This is a genomic window from Staphylococcus pseudoxylosus (assembly GCF_003697915.1).
Lineage (GTDB): Bacteria > Bacillota > Bacilli > Staphylococcales > Staphylococcaceae > Staphylococcus > Staphylococcus pseudoxylosus.
In genome coordinates this window covers 19,423-37,006 of record NZ_RCVN01000017.1, presented here as the reverse complement: position 1 = coordinate 37,006, position 17,584 = coordinate 19,423, and the positions used below count along the sequence as shown (strand labels likewise).

At 33.5% G+C, this 17,584-nt stretch carries 20 protein-coding genes; all 20 read left to right on the top strand.

Features of this window, described 5'->3' with window-relative positions:
- Positions 1-209 precede the first annotated feature (209 nt).
- The 20 genes from D9V42_RS13125 (at position 210) to D9V42_RS13030 (ending at position 17,483) form a co-directional block, all read left to right on the top strand.
- The gene (locus tag D9V42_RS13125) at positions 210-1,553 is read left to right on the top strand and encodes an Orn/Lys/Arg family decarboxylase (RefSeq protein WP_122065295.1); all 1,344 of its coding nucleotides are present in this window, start codon (positions 210-212) and stop codon (positions 1,551-1,553) included.
- A 1-nt stretch (position 1,554) separates the two neighbouring features.
- On the top strand, positions 1,555-2,172 hold the full coding sequence (gene tmk / locus D9V42_RS13120) for a dTMP kinase (RefSeq protein ID WP_107555062.1): 618 nt from the start codon (positions 1,555-1,557) through the stop codon (positions 2,170-2,172).
- 26 nt (positions 2,173-2,198) lie between these two features.
- Positions 2,199-2,528, top strand: coding sequence for a cyclic-di-AMP receptor (locus D9V42_RS13115; protein WP_017721994.1), 330 nt, complete (start codon positions 2,199-2,201; stop codon positions 2,526-2,528).
- Positions 2,529-2,662: 134 nt separating this feature from the next.
- Entirely contained in the window at positions 2,663-3,589 is a 927-nt protein-coding gene (locus tag D9V42_RS13110) for a DNA polymerase III subunit delta' C-terminal domain-containing protein (RefSeq protein ID WP_107555061.1), read from the top strand.
- 2 nt (positions 3,590-3,591) lie between these two features.
- Positions 3,592-4,395 (top strand): PSP1 domain-containing protein, encoded by an 804-nt coding sequence (locus D9V42_RS13105; RefSeq protein ID WP_122065293.1) that lies wholly within the window; start codon positions 3,592-3,594, stop codon positions 4,393-4,395.
- 15 nt (positions 4,396-4,410) lie between these two features.
- On the top strand, positions 4,411-4,752 hold the full coding sequence (gene yabA, locus D9V42_RS13100) for a DNA replication initiation control protein YabA (protein ID WP_107555059.1): 342 nt from the start codon (positions 4,411-4,413) through the stop codon (positions 4,750-4,752).
- Positions 4,753-4,865: 113 nt separating this feature from the next.
- Positions 4,866-5,591 (top strand): tRNA1(Val) (adenine(37)-N6)-methyltransferase, encoded by a 726-nt coding sequence (locus tag D9V42_RS13095; RefSeq protein ID WP_122065291.1) that lies wholly within the window; start codon positions 4,866-4,868, stop codon positions 5,589-5,591.
- Entirely contained in the window at positions 5,584-5,832 is a 249-nt protein-coding gene (locus D9V42_RS13090; protein WP_107555057.1) for a GIY-YIG nuclease family protein, read from the top strand. The genes D9V42_RS13095 and D9V42_RS13090 overlap by 8 nt, the downstream gene beginning before the upstream one ends.
- Positions 5,833-5,835: 3 nt before the next feature.
- Complete coding sequence (rsmI, locus tag D9V42_RS13085) at positions 5,836-6,669, top strand: 16S rRNA (cytidine(1402)-2'-O)-methyltransferase (protein ID WP_107555056.1); 834 nt, start codon at positions 5,836-5,838, stop codon at positions 6,667-6,669.
- A 338-nt stretch (positions 6,670-7,007) separates the two neighbouring features.
- Positions 7,008-8,990 (top strand): methionine--tRNA ligase, encoded by a 1,983-nt coding sequence (metG, locus tag D9V42_RS13080; RefSeq protein WP_122065289.1) that lies wholly within the window; start codon positions 7,008-7,010, stop codon positions 8,988-8,990.
- 25 nt (positions 8,991-9,015) lie between these two features.
- A complete protein-coding gene (locus tag D9V42_RS13075) occupies positions 9,016-9,789 on the top strand; it encodes a TatD family hydrolase (protein ID WP_122065287.1) in 774 nt (257 codons plus the stop codon).
- Between the two features lie 134 nt (positions 9,790-9,923).
- Positions 9,924-10,475, top strand: a complete 552-nt coding sequence (gene rnmV / locus D9V42_RS13070) for a ribonuclease M5 (protein ID WP_107555054.1) — start codon at positions 9,924-9,926, stop codon at positions 10,473-10,475.
- A complete protein-coding gene (gene rsmA, locus D9V42_RS13065) occupies positions 10,476-11,366 on the top strand; it encodes a 16S rRNA (adenine(1518)-N(6)/adenine(1519)-N(6))-dimethyltransferase RsmA (protein ID WP_107555053.1) in 891 nt (296 codons plus the stop codon).
- 99 nt (positions 11,367-11,465) lie between these two features.
- Positions 11,466-11,729 carry a Veg family protein gene (locus D9V42_RS13060; RefSeq protein ID WP_029379202.1) on the top strand — a complete coding sequence of 88 codons (264 nt, stop codon included), beginning with the start codon at positions 11,466-11,468 and terminating at the stop codon, positions 11,727-11,729.
- Between the two features lie 355 nt (positions 11,730-12,084).
- The gene (gene ispE / locus D9V42_RS13055; RefSeq protein WP_107555052.1) at positions 12,085-12,933 is read left to right on the top strand and encodes a 4-(cytidine 5'-diphospho)-2-C-methyl-D-erythritol kinase; all 849 of its coding nucleotides are present in this window, start codon (positions 12,085-12,087) and stop codon (positions 12,931-12,933) included.
- A 19-nt stretch (positions 12,934-12,952) separates the two neighbouring features.
- Positions 12,953-13,777 carry a pur operon repressor gene (gene purR / locus D9V42_RS13050; RefSeq protein WP_017722007.1) on the top strand — a complete coding sequence of 275 codons (825 nt, stop codon included), beginning with the start codon at positions 12,953-12,955 and terminating at the stop codon, positions 13,775-13,777.
- A gap of 18 nt (positions 13,778-13,795) precedes the next feature.
- The gene (locus D9V42_RS13045; protein WP_029379204.1) at positions 13,796-14,170 is read left to right on the top strand and encodes a RidA family protein; all 375 of its coding nucleotides are present in this window, start codon (positions 13,796-13,798) and stop codon (positions 14,168-14,170) included.
- Between the two features lie 65 nt (positions 14,171-14,235).
- Positions 14,236-14,547, top strand: coding sequence for a septation regulator SpoVG (gene spoVG, locus D9V42_RS13040; RefSeq protein WP_029379205.1), 312 nt, complete (start codon positions 14,236-14,238; stop codon positions 14,545-14,547).
- A gap of 462 nt (positions 14,548-15,009) precedes the next feature.
- Entirely contained in the window at positions 15,010-16,365 is a 1,356-nt protein-coding gene (gene glmU / locus D9V42_RS13035; protein ID WP_107555051.1) for a bifunctional UDP-N-acetylglucosamine diphosphorylase/glucosamine-1-phosphate N-acetyltransferase GlmU, read from the top strand.
- Between the two features lie 152 nt (positions 16,366-16,517).
- On the top strand, positions 16,518-17,483 hold the full coding sequence (locus D9V42_RS13030) for a ribose-phosphate diphosphokinase (RefSeq protein ID WP_039069421.1): 966 nt from the start codon (positions 16,518-16,520) through the stop codon (positions 17,481-17,483).
- Positions 17,484-17,584 lie beyond the last annotated feature (101 nt).

Below are 17,584 nucleotides of genomic sequence, written 5' to 3'. Positions count from 1 at the left end.
GCAATTAAAGACCCAATAGGGTCTTTTTTTTATGCGCGAAGAGCTTAACTTCAACCGAAAGTCATTGTCAAATTTCAACAGAGTAGATGAGCAGTACGCCATATATAATTACTATTAACTCAATAGAGTAAGAGGTGGTACTTTATATGAGTAGTTCTTTAAATATGTTAAAATATAATGAAAATTAAAGTTTGAAAAGTGGGTGTTGTATGTCACTACCATTACAGAAAAAGTTTAATGAGTTATTAGAAAGAAAACCAATTTCTATGCATGTCCCGGGACATAAAAATGCGACAATAGGTTATATTAATCAACTAAAATTTGAAATGGATATGACAGAAATAACAGGTTTAGATGATTTACATCATCCTGAAGGTGTTATAGCACAAAGCATGATCAATGTGAAAAAACATCCTGATTATGATGCGTTTTATTTAGTCAATGGGACAACATCAGGTATTTTATCAGTTATACAAGGTTTCTCAAATGTTCAAGGTGGATATGTTGTTGCAAGAAATGCGCATAAGTCTGTTTTTCATGCTTTAGATTTAGTTCATGAACCATGTCGATTATTGGGTATGGCTATGAGTATAAAAACAAAACAATATTTAGGCCCTCAGCAAAGCACACTGTTTCAACAATTAAATGAGACGAAGTTATTAGTTCTTACATACCCAAACTATTATGGGGAATGTTTTGATATTGAAGAGATACTAGACTATACAAAAATTCATCAAATACCTACGTTAATAGACGAAGCACATGGTGCACACTTTGATTTACCAAGTTTCCCAAAGTCTTCGTTGAATTTAGGAGCAGATTATGTTGTGCAGTCATATCATAAAACATTGCCTTCACTAACAATGAGTTCAATAATATTTATTCATAAAAATGCCCCGCAGCGTGAAAATGTCTTGAAATATTTAACGTATTTTCAATCTTCAAGTCCTTCGTATCTTCTCATGAATAGTTTAGAATTAGCACATGATTTTTATGAACATTATAATACTAACTTGTTTTTTGAAAAAAGAAAGAAATGTATTTATGCTATTGAGTCTATAGGCATGCGTGTAGTTGAAGTAAGTGACCCATTGAAGTTGAATATACAATGTACGGGCTATTCAGGTATTGAATTACAACAGTTCTTTGAAAGTAAAGATATTTATGTAGAATTAGCAGATGAATATCAAGTACTATTTGTTTTACCTCTGTGGCATGAAGGTGACCAATATCCGTTTGAAGACTTAATCGACAGAGTAAAACAAATAGAAGTAGAAAAAAGGTTCAATAACATAGATCATGATATTCCTGACTATGAAATGTGTGGTTTGTATCAGCCTGGTGAAATAGCAAAAGTTAAAAGTATAGATATCAATGAAGCTGAAAATCAAATTTTAGCAGTGAATCTTGTACCTTATCCACCAGGTATACCAGTAATGCTAAAAGGAGAAATAATAACAGAAAATATGATAAAATTAATGAATTATTGGTGTGAACACCACATAAGGGTAGAAGGAATTAAAAAACATAAAATTGAAATTAAGGATGAATAAAATGTCAGCTTTTATAACTTTTGAAGGCCCTGAAGGTTCAGGGAAAACGACTGTCATACAGCAAGTAGCCAAAAAATTAGAAAATGAATATGAAGTTGTACTTACCAGAGAGCCAGGTGGTGTGAAAACTGGAGAGCAAATTCGTGAAGTATTGCTTGAAGGAGATGTTATGGATGATCGAACAGAAGCATTATTATTTGCTGCTTCTAGACGTGAACATCTCGTAGGTAAGGTGATTCCATCATTAGAGAGTGGTAAATTAGTATTATGTGATAGATATATTGATAGTTCTTTAGCATATCAAGGCTATGCTCGGGGAATAGGAATAGAAGAAGTGAAATCTATTAATGAATTTGCTATTAATGGTTTGTATCCGGATATTACGATATATCTTGATGTTAGCGTAGACGTTGGAAGGGAAAGAATCTTGAAAAATCAACGAAATCAAAATCGTTTAGATCAAGAGGATGTAAAATTTCATGAAAAAGTAGTTGAAGGTTATAAAAAAATTATTCATAATGAGTCTGAACGCTTTATGGTAATAGATGCAGATCAGAGTGTAGAAAAAGTTGTTAATGCAACGTATGAATCTATCATCAAATACTTAGAAAAATTATGATATAATACTGGGAAGAGGTGTTTAATATGAAAATGATTATAGCAATCGTACAAGATCAGGATAGTCAAGAACTTTCAGATAAACTTGTTAAACATAACTTTAGAGCAACGAAACTTGCAACAACAGGTGGTTTTTTAAGAGCAGGTAATACAACATTTTTATCTGGTGTTGAAGATGACCGAGTTGATGAAATGCTAAAAGTTATTAATGACACTTGTGGTAATAGAGAGCAACTTGTATCACCTATAACACCAATGGGTGGCAGTGCAGATTCTTATATTCCATATCCGGTTGAAGTAGAGGTTGGAGGAGCAACGGTATTTGTAATGCCAGTTGATGCTTTCCATCAATTTTAGAATCATGGTTGCTATATATAGTGGCCTTTCAAATTACATTTCCACTTAAGGTTAAATTGTTATGAACTTAAGTAATGTGCTTTGTAAGGTTACTATGTATAAGCAGCCTTTTTATATAAAGGAGTAACTTTATGATGGATGAGTTAGAAAGACTGACAAAAGCGTATCAATCAAGTAAACTGTCGCACGCTTATTTATTTGAGGGTGATGATGGACAATCCATGCAGCAAGTCGCAATTGATTTCACGAAATTAATCCTATGTGACCAAGACAATCAATGTCAGTTAAAAGTAGAAACATTTAATCATCCAGATTTTATGTATATATCTTCCGAAGAAACTACGATTAAAAAAGACCAAGTAGAACAATTAGTACATCATATGAATCAACTACCTATCGAGGGTGACTATAAAGTATATATTATTGAATCTTTTGAGAAGTTAACCGTTCAAGGTGAAAATAGTATTTTGAAATTTTTAGAAGAACCACCCGATAATACGATAGCCATCTTATTAACAACGAAACCAGAACAAATTTTAGATACTATTCATTCTAGATGTCAGCATGTATATTTTAAGCCAATTGATAAGTCTATCTTTATAGAAAGATTAATCGAACGCGAAATTTCGCGTCCTGTAGCAGAAGTGCTAAGTACATATACAACACAAATTGAAATTGCAGTGGCGATAAATGAAGAGGCAGACCTGATGGCGTTGCGTAAAAGTATTATAAAATGGTGCCAGTTGTTGTTAACAAATCGTTCAATGGCGTTGATAGCGATTGTCGATTTATTAAAGCAGGCTAAAAATCGTCGGTTACAGTTAGTTACATTAGCCGCAGTTAATGGTTTCTTTGAAGATGTTATGCATGCTAAGGTAGGAATGGATGATGAGTTCATATATCGTGATATGCATGAAGAAGTGAAAGTATTTTCTAAAAAATTAACATATAATCAAATTATTTTGATGTATGATCAAATAACAGAAGCACATAAAAAATTAAACCAAAATGTTAATCCGACATTAGTATTTGAACAGATTGTGATAAAAGGGGTGAGTTAAACATGCAAAATGTAGTAGGAATTGATTTTCAAAAATCAGGGAAAATGGAATACTATTCGCCAAAAAATTTCGATTTAAATGTAGATGATTGGGTGGTAGTTGAGTCTAAAAGAGGATTAGAGATGGGATGTGTAAAATATGCGCCGTTAGATGTTGCAGATGAAGATGTAACACTACCTTTAAAAGAAATCGTCCGTCATGCAACAGATGAAGATTTAAGTCAATATGAGCAAAATGAAAAAGATGCCGAAGAGGCAATGGCATTATGCAAAAATACGATTCAACAGCAGAGTCTAGAAATGAGACTAGTGAATTGTGAATTTACATTAGATAAATCAAAAGTGATTTTTAATTTTACATCGGATGAACGTGTTGATTTTAGAAAATTAGTAAAAGTGCTAGCTCAAAAACTAAAAACACGTATTGAATTAAGACAGATAGGTGTTAGAGATGAAGCGAAATTACTCGGTGGTATCGGACCGTGTGGACGTTCTTTATGCTGTGCTACGTTTTTAGGTGACTTTGAGCCAGTATCTATAAAAATGGCAAAAGATCAAAATTTATCACTTAATCCTACTAAAATTTCAGGAGCTTGCGGTCGTTTAATGTGTTGTCTTAAATATGAAAATGACTATTATGAAGAAGCGCGCGCTCAATTACCTGATGTAGGAGAAGCTATTAAAACGCCAGAAGGTAATGGTAAAGTGATTGGCCTAAACATCTTAGATATTTCTATGCAAGTAAAAGTGGAAGGACTTGAACAGCCACTTGAATATAAAATGGAAGAATTAGAGACATTAAATTAGGAGGCCAAAATAACATTGAATCGTAGCGACATATTTGAAAAATTAGCGAATTTAGAATCAAATATTAATCAAATCAATACGGATATGGTTAATTTGAAAAAACTTACGGTTGAATTAATTGAAGAAAATGTCGCCTTACAAATCGAGAATGAGAATCTAAAAACATTGATAGATAAGGAAGAACAATCTAAAAATGTAGCGCAAGGTAAGAAAACCCCTGTTAAACAACCACTTCGCAGTAAAGATAATTTGGCTATGCTTTATAAAGAAGGTTTTCATATTTGTAATGGTGAATTATTTGGAAAACATAGAAAAGGCGATGATTGCTTATTCTGTCTCGAAGTACTAACTGAATAAAAGTTGGTACAGAACAAAATCAATAGTAGTCATATGTAATTGAGGATGAGCAGTAACGATAGGCTTGATTATTAAGCATCGTTACCTTATCCTCTTTTTTGGAGGTTAGAAAGATGCTTTTAGCAGATGAAAGATTAGATTATTTAACAAAAGAAAACTTAAGAATTATACAAAATGATGAAGTGTTTTCTTTTTCTACAGATGCACTATTACTCGCGCATTTTACAAAAGTTAAAAAGCAAGATACGATTATGGATTTGTGTTCAGGGAATGGAGTGATTCCTCTATTACTTTCAGATAAAGGGCAGCAAAATATAGATGGTATAGAAATTCAGCAACAACTAGTTGATATGGCACAAAGAAGTGTCGCATATAATCAATTAGATGATAGGATCCACATGTATCATATGGATTTAAAGGACGCACATCAACAGTTCAAGCCTTCACAATATAGCCTTGTTACTTGTAATCCACCTTACTTTAAAGTCAATCAACAACATCAACATCAAAAAGATGCGCATAAAATAGCTAGGCATGAGATAATGTGTACATTAGAAGATTGCTGCTTAGCAGCGAGACATTTATTAAAGCAAGGTGGACGTATGGTAATGGTTCATAGAGCGGAACGTCTTATGGATGTCTTAAGTTATATGAGATCATATCAAATTGAGCCTAAAAAACTTTATTTTGTATATAGTAAACAAGACAAAGTGTCGCAAACAATAGTTGTGCAAGGTAGAAAAGGTGGTAACCAAGGTTTAGACATACAGCCACCATTTTATATTTATAATAATGATGGCACTTACACCGAGGAAATGAGAGAAATATATTATGGATAAGCATTATATTTATATAGTTAAATGTAAAGATGGTAGTTTATATACGGGTTATGCAAAAGATGTTACACAGCGAATTGCTAAACATAATAATGGACAAGGTGCTAAATATACGAAAATAAGACGTCCGGTACAACTCGTTTATCAGGAAATGTTCGATACAAAGTCTGAAGCATTGAAACGTGAGTATGAAATTAAAAGATACACACGTCAACAAAAATTAGAATTAATAAGTGAGGGTTAGGTTATGTCGACATTATATTTAGTAGGAACGCCTATTGGTAACTTGGCGGATATTACATATCGGGCTATTGATACTTTAAAAACCGTAGATTTGATTGCATGTGAAGATACACGAGTGACCAAAAAATTATGCGCACATTATGAAATACAAGCACCACTTAAATCTTACCATGACCATAATAAAGAACAGCAAACAGATTATCTTATTGAACAATTGCAACAAGGCATTGATATAGCATTAGTATCAGATGCAGGTTTACCATTAATCAGTGACCCTGGATATGAACTTGTTGTTGCAGCTAGAGAAAACGGTATAAGCGTAGAGACTATACCTGGACCCAATGCAGGTTTAACTGCACTAATGGCAAGCGGGTTACCCTCCTTTACTTATACGTTTTTAGGCTTTTTGCCACGAAAAGATAAACAAAAACAATCATATTTGGAACAACGTATGTATGAAAATAGCACATTAATTATTTACGAGTCGCCACATCGTGTAAAAGATACAATTAAAACGATTCAAAAGATTGATAGCGAGCGTAAAGTATCTGTAGGAAGAGAGTTGACAAAAAAATTCGAGCAAATTGTTACTGACTATGTAGGAAATGTGCTAGATCGTCTTAATGACGAAAGTATTCCAACTAAAGGTGAGTTTGTAGTACTTATTGAAGGTGCAGAACCAGTCGAAGATACAGCTTGGTTTGAAGATATGTCGCTCAAAGCACACGTTGATTATCATATAAATCAAGGTATGAAACCGAAAGCGGCGATTAAACAGGTAGCAGAATTACGCCAAATGAAGACAAGTGAAGTTTATGACATCTATCATGAAGTTTAAATATGTTGTGGAGGATCAAATCGTAGGTTGTTTGATTTATTAATTAATAGATCTAAGTAAAAGGACATACCACAAATTCAAATTTAATCAAGAAAAAAGAGTTGAAAAACTCCCATAACATGCGCGATTTATGGTAATGTAGATAAGATAGAGATTATTAATCATATTTAAATTATAGCAAAATTAAAACTTAAAAATGCTGGATATGACTAGTATGCTATCCAAAGAATTTTTATGATGATTAACATATAAATCGGAATAGAAATACACATCTGCTTCATTGAAAACAAAAATGAATTTAGATATATTTATAGTGTAAGAATCGAGGAGGAACATTGATGGCGAAAGAAACTTTTTATATCACTACACCAATATATTATCCAAGTGGGAATTTACATATCGGTCATGCTTATACAACAACAGCTGGTGATGTAATCGCACGTTATAAAAGAATGCAAGGCTATGATGTTCGTTATTTAACAGGTACGGATGAACATGGACAAAAAATACAAGAAAAAGCACATAAAGCTGGAAAATCAGAATTAGAATATTTAGATGAAATGATTGCTGGTATTAAAGATTTATGGCAAAAATTAGAAATTTCAAATGATGATTTTATTCGTACTACGGAAGCACGTCATAAAGAAGTCGTGCAACAAGTTTTTGAACGTTTATTAGCTCAAAATGATATTTATCTTGGTGAATATGAGGGTTGGTATTCAGTACCGGACGAAACATATTACACAGAAACACAGTTAGTTGATCCAGTTTTCGAAAATGGAGAAATTGTTGGAGGTAAAAGTCCAGATTCTGGTCATGAAGTAGAATTGGTTAAAGAAGAAAGTTATTTCTTTAATTTATCTAAATATACAGACCGTTTATTAGAATTTTACGATGAAAATCCTGAGTTTATTCAACCCCCTTCACGTAAAAATGAAATGATTAATAATTTTATTAAACCTGGACTTGAAGATTTGGCAGTGTCACGTACGTCATTTGATTGGGGAATTCATGTTAAATCGAATCCAAAACACGTTGTTTACGTTTGGATTGATGCACTTGTAAACTATATTTCTTCATTAGGTTACCTATCTGATGATGATAGTTTATTTAAAAAATATTGGCCGGCAGATATTCATATAATGGCTAAGGAAATCGTGCGTTTCCACTCTATTATATGGCCAATTTTATTAATGGCATTAGATATACCGTTACCTAAAAAAGTGTTCGCACACGGTTGGATACTTATGAAAGACGGTAAAATGAGTAAATCTAAAGGCAACGTCGTAGACCCTAATGTACTTATTGATCGTTATGGCTTAGATGCTACACGTTATTACTTAATGCGTGAATTACCATTTGGCTCTGATGGCGTATTTACCCCTGAAGGGTTTGTGGAACGTACAAATTATGATTTAGCAAATGATTTAGGGAACTTAGTGAATCGTACGATTTCAATGATTAATAAATACTTTGATGGTGAATTACCAGCATATCAAGGCCCTAAACATGAATTAGATAAAGATATGGAGCAAATGGCGCTAGATACTGTGAAGACATTCCATGAAAATATGGATGATTTACAATTTTCAGTAGCACTTTCAACAGTATGGAAATTCATTAGTCGTACGAATAAATATATTGATGAAACATCACCATGGGTATTAGCTAAAGATGAAGAGCAAAAAGAAATGCTTGGCAATGTCATGGCTCACTTAGTAGAGAATATTCGGATTATTGCGGTGTTACTAAGACCATTCCTTACACATGCACCAAAACAAATCTTTACACAGTTAAATATCAATACACCAGAGTTGTTTGAACTTGAAAGTATTGAATCATATGGCGCTTTAACTGAACCGATTATGGTGAGTGATAAACCACAACCTATCTTCCCACGTCTAGATAGCACAGTTGAAATTGACTATATTAAAGCATCAATGCAACCTGAAAAGAACGAAGAAGAGACAGAAGAAGCAGAAGAAATCCCAGCTAAAGCTCAAATTGACATTAAAGATTTTGACAAAGTAGAAATTAAAGCTGCAACAATTATTGATGCTGAACAAGTGAAGAAATCTGATAAGTTATTGAAAATCCAAGTAGATTTAGATAATGAACAGCGTCAGATTGTTTCAGGAATCGCACAATACTACCAACCTGAAGACATTATAGGTAAGAAGGTTGCCGTTGTAACTAACTTAAAACCTGCTAAATTAATGGGAAGAAAATCAGAAGGTATGATTTTATCAGCTGAAAAAGATGGTGTACTAACACTTGTTAGCTTACCAAGCGCGATTCCAAATGGATCAGTAATTAAATAATCACAAATTAAGGAGCGGTTAAAAGATGCTAATCGATACACATGTTCATTTAAATGCAGATCAATACGACGAAGATTTAGAAGCGGTTATTGAACGCGCTAAAGAAAATGGTGTGGATCGCATGTTTGTAGTTGGTTTTGATACACCTACAGTTGGGCGCACAATGGAGCTCATTGACCAATATGAATTTATTTACGGTATCATTGGATGGCACCCTGTTGATGCAATTGATTGTACAGAAGAACGATTAGAATGGATTGAAGCACTTGCGGCGCATCCTAAAGTGATTGGCATCGGCGAAACTGGTTTGGATTATCACTGGGATAAATCACCTAAAGATATTCAGCAAGCGTTATTTAGAAAGCAAATAGCCTTGGCAAAACGTGTTAATCTGCCAATTATCATTCATAACAGAGAAGCAACTCAAGATTGTATAGATATTTTGAAAGAAGAGCATGCAGAAGAGATTGGTGGTATTATGCATAGCTTTAGTGCTTCTCCTGAAATTGCAGATGATGTCATTAATAAATTGAACTTCTATGTTTCTTTAGGTGGTCCTGTAACATTTAAAAATGCTAAACAACCTAAAGAAGTTGCAAAGCATGTACCGTTTGATAGATTATTAGTTGAAACAGATGCGCCATTTTTATCGCCACATCCTTATAGAGGTAAGCGTAATGAGCCAGCACGTGTCACACTAGTTGCTGAAGAAATTGCTGAATTACGTGGTGTGAGTTATGAAGAAGTGTGTAAGCAAACAACTGAAAATGCAGAACGATTGTTTAATTTAAAAGCATAAAACATTACAAAAGGTATCGGTCTGAGATAAGGCTTAGTTGATAAAATACAGGCTAAGTAGTCATCATAATTTACGCCGATACCTTTTTTATTTTTATCTAAAATCGAAGTGAGTAATGAAAGGTGTAACAATAAATGAAGATAAATGAATTTATTGTAGTTGAAGGTAGAGACGATACAGAACGAGTAAAAAGAGCGGTTGAATGTGATACGATTGAGACAAACGGTAGTGCGATCAATCAAGCAACTTTAGAGGTTATTGCACGTGCATTTGAAACTAGAGGTGTCATTGTACTGACTGATCCAGATTTCCCAGGTGATAAAATAAGGCATACGATTCAAAAATACATCCCAGGCGTTAAACATGCCTATATTGACCGCGATAAAGCTAAAAACAAACGTGGGAAAATAGGTGTAGAACATGCTAATGTTGAAGATATAAAAGAAGCATTAATGAATGTAAGTACGCCTTTTGAAGAAGGACACGAATCAATAAGTAAAGACGTGTTGATTGATTTAGGCTTGCTCGTTGGTAAAGATGCACGCAAAAAAAGGGAGCTGTTAGGCCGTAAATTGCATATTGGTCATTCTAATGGGAAACAGTTGTTGAATAAACTAAATGCATTTGGTTATACAGAAGCAGATGTTAGAAATGCATTAAGTGATAATGAGGGAAGTGAAAGTTAAATGGAATATAAAGATATTGCAACACCGACGCGTACCAAAGCATTACTTAATCAATATGGATTTAATTTCAAAAAGAGTTTAGGACAGAATTTTTTAATTGATGTGAATGTTATTCATAATATCATTGAAGCCAGTGATATTGATGCGCAAACTGGAGTAATAGAAATCGGGCCTGGTATGGGTTCATTAACGGAACAATTGGCTAAAAATGCTAAAAAAGTGGTTGCCTTTGAAATTGATCAACGTCTAATGCCTGTACTTGAAGATACAATGGGACCATATGATAATGTGACTGTAGTAAATGAAGATATACTTAAAGCAGATATCGCGCATTATGTTGCTGAACATTTTTCAGACTGTAATAAAATAATGGTAGTAGCTAACTTACCATATTACATTACAACACCTATTTTATTAAATTTAATGCAACAATCATTACCAATTGATGGTTATGTAGTTATGATGCAAAAAGAAGTAGGAGAACGTCTCAATGCACAGGTAGGTACAAAAGCGTATGGTTCATTATCAATTGTGGCACAATATTATACAGAAACGAGTAAAGTATTAACTGTACCTAAAGCTGTATTCTTACCACCACCGAATGTAGATTCCATTGTAGTTAAATTAATGAAGCGCGACACACCGATTGTTACTGTAGATGATGAAGATAAATTTTTCAAAATGACCAAAGCAGCGTTTGGTCAAAGACGTAAGACAATTAATAATAACTATCAAAGTTTATTTGTAAACGGCAAAGCTAATAAACAAATAATACTCGATTGGTTAGAAGCCAGTGATATAGATCCGAGAAGACGCGGAGAAACGCTTTCAATAAAAGAATTTGCACATTTATACAATGAATTGAAAAATTTCCCAGAATTAGAATTTTAAATTATTGACAAGTGCGCTTTACCTTGCTAAAATTGATATTTTATTTGACAAAAACCCTCAAAATGTGTTATTATACAATTTGTAGCGAGGTGGAGCAATATGCCAAAATCTATTGGAGACATCAAAAATTCACTTGATTGTCAATTAGGGAACAGAATTGTACTTAAAGCGAATGGTGGACGTAAAAAAACAATTGAACGTAGTGGTGTTTTAAAAGAGACATACCCTTCTGTTTTTATTGTTGAACTAGATCAAGATATTTATAATTTTGAGCGTGTATCCTATACATACACTGATGTTTTAACTGAAAACGTACAAGTTTCTTTTGAAGGTGATAATCATCAAGAAGCAATTGCACACTAAATAAAACAAATTTAAATTAAGTTTGGCACATAATGATGCCTTGCTTTTCAATTTAAACTTTAATATGAGAACGAATTTAAATAAAAGGTATGTTGGTGTAATGACGCTAACATACCTTTTTTGTTATATTAATATTATTGCATTTAAGAGTAGGTAATAGTTTTATCTAGAATAAACAATATTGTAAAATAGTAAGTTAAGAGATATGTTTTATAATTTTAGTCAACGCCATTTAATGGGTTTTTATTAATAAATTAGCAATAGAAAATATTAAGTTTTAAAAAACTAACAACGCAATGTTAACAATATGTTAAAATCATTTTATTACCATATCGAATTGGAAGAGGGTGGGAATATGATATATGAAACGGCACCAGCGAAGATCAATTTAACGTTGGACACACTCTTTAAACGAGATGATGGTTTTCATGAAGTTGAAATGATAATGACGACAATTGATTTGAATGATAGATTGTCATTTGAACTACGTAAAGACAAAAAGATAATTGTTGACGTAGAACAATCCTATGTTCCCTCCGATAATAAAAATTTAGCGTATAAGGCTGCAGAATTAATGAAAAAGACCTATAATTTAAAGCAAGGTATAACTATTACTATAGATAAAAATATTCCTGTCTCAGCTGGTTTGGCAGGCGGGTCTACTGATGCTGCAGCGACAATGAGAGGGATGAATCGATTATATAATTTAAATCGACCGCTTAAAGAACTGTGTGAGTTGGGGATACAGATTGGAACAGATATTCCATTTTGTATTTTAGGGAAAACTGCATTATGTAAAGGTAAAGGTGAAGTCATTAAGTTTTTAGATAAGCCACCTTCTGCATGGGTGGTAGTAGCTAAACCTGATTTAGGTATATCTTCACCTGATATATTTAAAAAACTGGATTTAAAACAACCTTATAATGTTCATACTGAAGCATGTGAAGCGGCCTTAATTGCAGAGGATTATGACCTATTATGTAAAAGTCTGTCAAACCGATTGGAACCTGTCTCGGGTAAGATGCATACAGAAATATTGAAAATAAAGGCCAATATGCTAGAGAATGGAGCAGACGGCGCTGTTATGAGTGGTAGTGGTCCTACTGTTTATGGATTAACACGAAAAGAACGACAAGCAAAGCACGTATACAATGCTGTTAACGGTTGTTGTAATGAAGTGCACATTGTAAGATTATTAGGCTAATTGAGAAGGGATGAATCGAATGCGCTATAAAAGAAGTGAACGAATTGTTTATATGACTCAATATTTAATGAACAATCCGAATAAGTTGATACCGTTAACGTATTTTGTACAAAAATTTAAGCAAGCCAAGTCTTCCATAAGTGAAGATGTTCAAATTATTAAAACAACTTTTCAAAAAGAAAAGCTTGGGACAGTGATTACTACTGCAGGTGCTAGTGGTGGTGTTACTTATAAACCTGAGATGAGCAAAGCAGAAGCGACAGAAGTAATTGATGAAGTGATAGAACATTTACAAGAGAAAGAACGTTTGCTACCAGGTGGTTACTTATTTTTATCTGATTTAATGGGTAATCCTACTTTATTGAACCGGGTTGGTAAATTAATCGCAACACTATATATGGATGAAGAGTTAGATGCTATTGTAACAATCGCTACTAAGGGCATCTCACTTGCAAATTCAGTTGCAAATGTACTGAATTTACCTGTAGTAGTTATACGTAAAGATAATAAAGTTACTGAAGGTTCTACAGTTTCTATAAATTACGTATCTGGTTCTTCTAGAAAAATCGAGACCATGGTTTTATCAAAGAGAACATTACCTGAGAATTCCAATGTACTTGTCGTAGATGATTTCATGCGTGCCGGTGGTTCAATAAATGGTGTGATGAATTTGATGAATGAGTTTAAAGCACATGTTAAAGGGGTATCGGTACTAGTAGAATCAAAAGAAGTTAAGCAAAGATTAATTGAAGATTATACTTCCTTAGTTAGATTATCTGATGTAGATGAATACAATCAGGAATTTAAGGTGGAACAAGGCAACAGTTTAACTAAATTTTCTTAAAGGAGCGATTTCGACATCATGAAAGTTATTAATACGGAAAAGGCGCCCGAAGCTTTAGGGCCATACTCGCATGCAACGGAAATAAATGGACTTGTATTCACTTCAGGACAAATTCCATTAAATTTAAATGGAGAAATTGTCAGTGAAGATGTAAAAGAGCAAACGACACAAGTTCTAGAAAATTTAAAAGTTGTGTTAGACCAAGCTGGATCAGATTTAGATTCAGTAATTAAAGCTACTATTTTCATTGCTGATATGAATGAATTTCAAAATATAAATGAAGTTTATGGCAAATACTTTAATGAACATCAACCAGCGAGAAGTTGTGTTGAAGTGGCGAGATTGCCGAAAGATGTTAAAGTTGAAATCGAATTAATAGCGAAAGTGAAGTAAGGGTTTATAATTTTTAATGAAATTGTTAAGCTTCTAAACAAAGAGATACTAGGGGGGCTCACTACATGAAAGTGACAGATGTAAGACTTAGAAAAATACAAACAGATGGAAGAATGAAAGCGCTCGTTTCAATTACTTTAGATGAATCATTTGTAGTACATGATTTACGAGTGATTGAAGGCAACACAGGTCTATTCGTCGCAATGCCAAGTAAACGTACACCAGACGGTGAATTCCGAGATATCGCGCATCCTATAAATTCTGAAATGAGACAAGAAATACAAGATGCCGTGATGAAAGTGTATGAAGAAACTGATGAGGTCATCCCTGACAGAAATGCGCAGTCATCAGATAATTCTGAAGAAGAAGAAGCTTAAATTAAAATAGTAAAACGAAGTATAATAAAAAAGATTGGATTTCCGCATAAAAGGAAATCCAATCTTTTTTATTTTGCAAAGTCAATTTGAAATAAAAAAATAAAATTAATTGTGAAAGTGTAAAGGTGACAAAAAATATATTATTAACAATTATAAGTAAAATACATTTTTTACTATAGCTTAAACCAGAATATTAGAATCAGAAAAGAGGCGTATACGTATGATAACAACTAAATGAGAGTATAGTATTCTTATTATACGTTCGTATATTAAACTAGTATTCGATAATATAAAAGCGGTTACTCAATTGAACAAAGATGACAAATCCATGCTTAGATATTTCTGATATTTTTAATAAAAATATTTCCATTATATAACATTGATGTTTTGAGCCTTGAAAGTGTGACTAGCGTTAAATTATAATAAGTAAGAAGTGTATATTTTAATGGAGGGTTAACATACATGCAAAGACATGCAATAGTACTTGCGGCTGGAAAAGGTACGCGTATGAAATCAAAGAAATACAAAGTACTACATGATGTAGCAGGCAAATCAATGATTGAACACGTCGTTGATAACGTTAAGCAATCTGGCGTAGAACAACTTGTTACAATTGTTGGGCATGGCGCACAAAATGTCAAAGAGACATTGGGCGATGCATCACTTTACAGTTTTCAAGAAGAACAATTAGGCACTGCACATGCTGTTAAGATGGCAAGTGAACATTTGAAAGATGAACAAGGTACAACGTTAGTAGTATGTGGAGACACACCGTTAATCACTGCGGCAACATTGAAATCTATGATAGAACATCATGAGAATGCAAAAGCACAGGCCACTGTTTTATCAGCAACAGCAGAAAATCCATACGGTTATGGACGTATCCTGCGTGACTCAGCACAACGATTAACTAAAATTGTTGAGCAAAAAGATGCATCTGAGACAGAGCGACAAATTAATGAAATTAGTTCAGGCATTTTTGCATTTGATAACCAAGTTTTATTTGAAAAATTGGAGTTAGTGAGAAATGAAAATGCGCAAAAAGAATATTATTTGCCTGATGTACTTTCATTAATTTTAGACGATAAAGGTAACGTTGAAATCTATCATACAGATGATTTTGAAGAAATTATGGGTGTTAATGATAGAGTGATGTTGAGTGAAGCTGAAAAAACGTTTAAGAAACGTACAAATGAACAGCATATGAGAAACGGTGTGACGATTGTTGACCCAGCAACTACATATATAGGTGCTGACGTTATCATAGGAGAAGATACAGTCATTGAACCAGGGGTGAAACTTGCTGGCAACACTGTAATTGGAGAAGATACAATCGTTGGACAATATACTGAAATAACTAACAGTAAAATAGGATCAAATGTCACAATTAAACAATCTGTTATCAATGAAGCGATTGTCGGCGATCATGCTAATATTGGACCATTTGCACAGCTTCGTCCGGGTGCAGACTTAGGCGAAAAAGTTAAAGTAGGTAATTTTGTGGAAGTTAAAAAATCTGTTGTTAAAACAGGTGCTAAATTACCTCACTTAAGTTATATAGGTGATGCTGAAATTGGAGAAAGAACAAATGTAGGTTGCGGTTCAATTACTGTGAACTATGATGGCATCAATAAGTTTAAAACGATTATTGGCAATGATTCATTTATTGGTTGTAATACAAATCTCGTTGCACCAATAACATTAGGAGACCGTTCGTTTATAGCGGCAGGATCCACGATCACGGATAATGTCCCACAAGACAGTTTGGCATTAGCTAGGGCTAGACAAACAACCAAAGAGGGTTATTTGAAAAAATAAAGGCATATATTTAGACAAGCGTGCTTAAACTGTTAAAATCAATGTAATTGTATGAAAGTTAACCAGAGTATGTGATTATGTTGCTGAACGCTTTAAGTTTTGTTTTGTCTACAAATGAAAACGAATTGAAAGAATTAATTGGAGGACTATAAATGTTAAACAATGAGTATAAGAATTCTGCTTTGAAAATATTTTCTTTAAAGGGTAATGAACCATTAGCCCAAGAAGTTGCAGACCAAGTTGGAATTGAGCTAGGTAAATGTTCGGTAAAACGTTTCAGCGATGGAGAAATTCAAATTAATATAGAAGAAAGTATTCGCGGTTGTGATGTATTTATTATTCAACCAACATCAAATCCAGTCAATTTACATCTAATGGAATTGTTAATCATGATTGATGCTTGTAGACGCGCATCAGCAGCGAATATTAATATAGTTGTTCCATATTATGGCTATGCACGCCAAGATAGAAAAGCGCGTAGTCGTGAACCAATTACAGCAAAACTTGTAGCGAACTTAATTGAAACAGCAGGCGCAGATCGTATGATTGCACTTGACTTACATGCGCCACAAATCCAAGGATTCTTCGATATGCCAATTGACCACTTAATGGGTGTTCCCATCTTAGCAGAATATTTTAATAATCAGACAGATATTGACCTTGAAGAATGTGTTGTTGTTTCACCTGACCACGGTGGGGTAACAAGAGCACGTAAACTTGCAGATATATTGAAAACACCAATTGCCATTATAGATAAACGTCGTCCAAAACCTAATGTTGCTGAAGTGATGAATATTGTAGGTGAAATCGATGGCCGTACAGCTATTATTATAGACGATATTATTGATACTGCTGGTACGATTACTTTAGCTGCACAAGCCTTAAAAGATAAAGGTGCTAAAGATGTTTATGCATGTTGTACACACCCTGTTTTATCGGGTCCTGCAAAAGAACGCATTGAAAATTCAGCAATAAAAGAGCTTGTAGTTACGAATTCAATTCAATTAGATGAAAGTCGTAAACCATCTAACACGAAAGAATTATCTGTAGCAGGTTTACTAGCACAAGCAATTATCCGTGTATATGAACGCGAATCTGTTAGTGTACTATTTGACTAATTGGTAAAATAGATATATAATTGTTCCGTTCGTGATTTCACGACTTAATAAACACTTGCAAGCAACATGATGTTGATGGGTAAGTGAAGGGGTTCTTATAA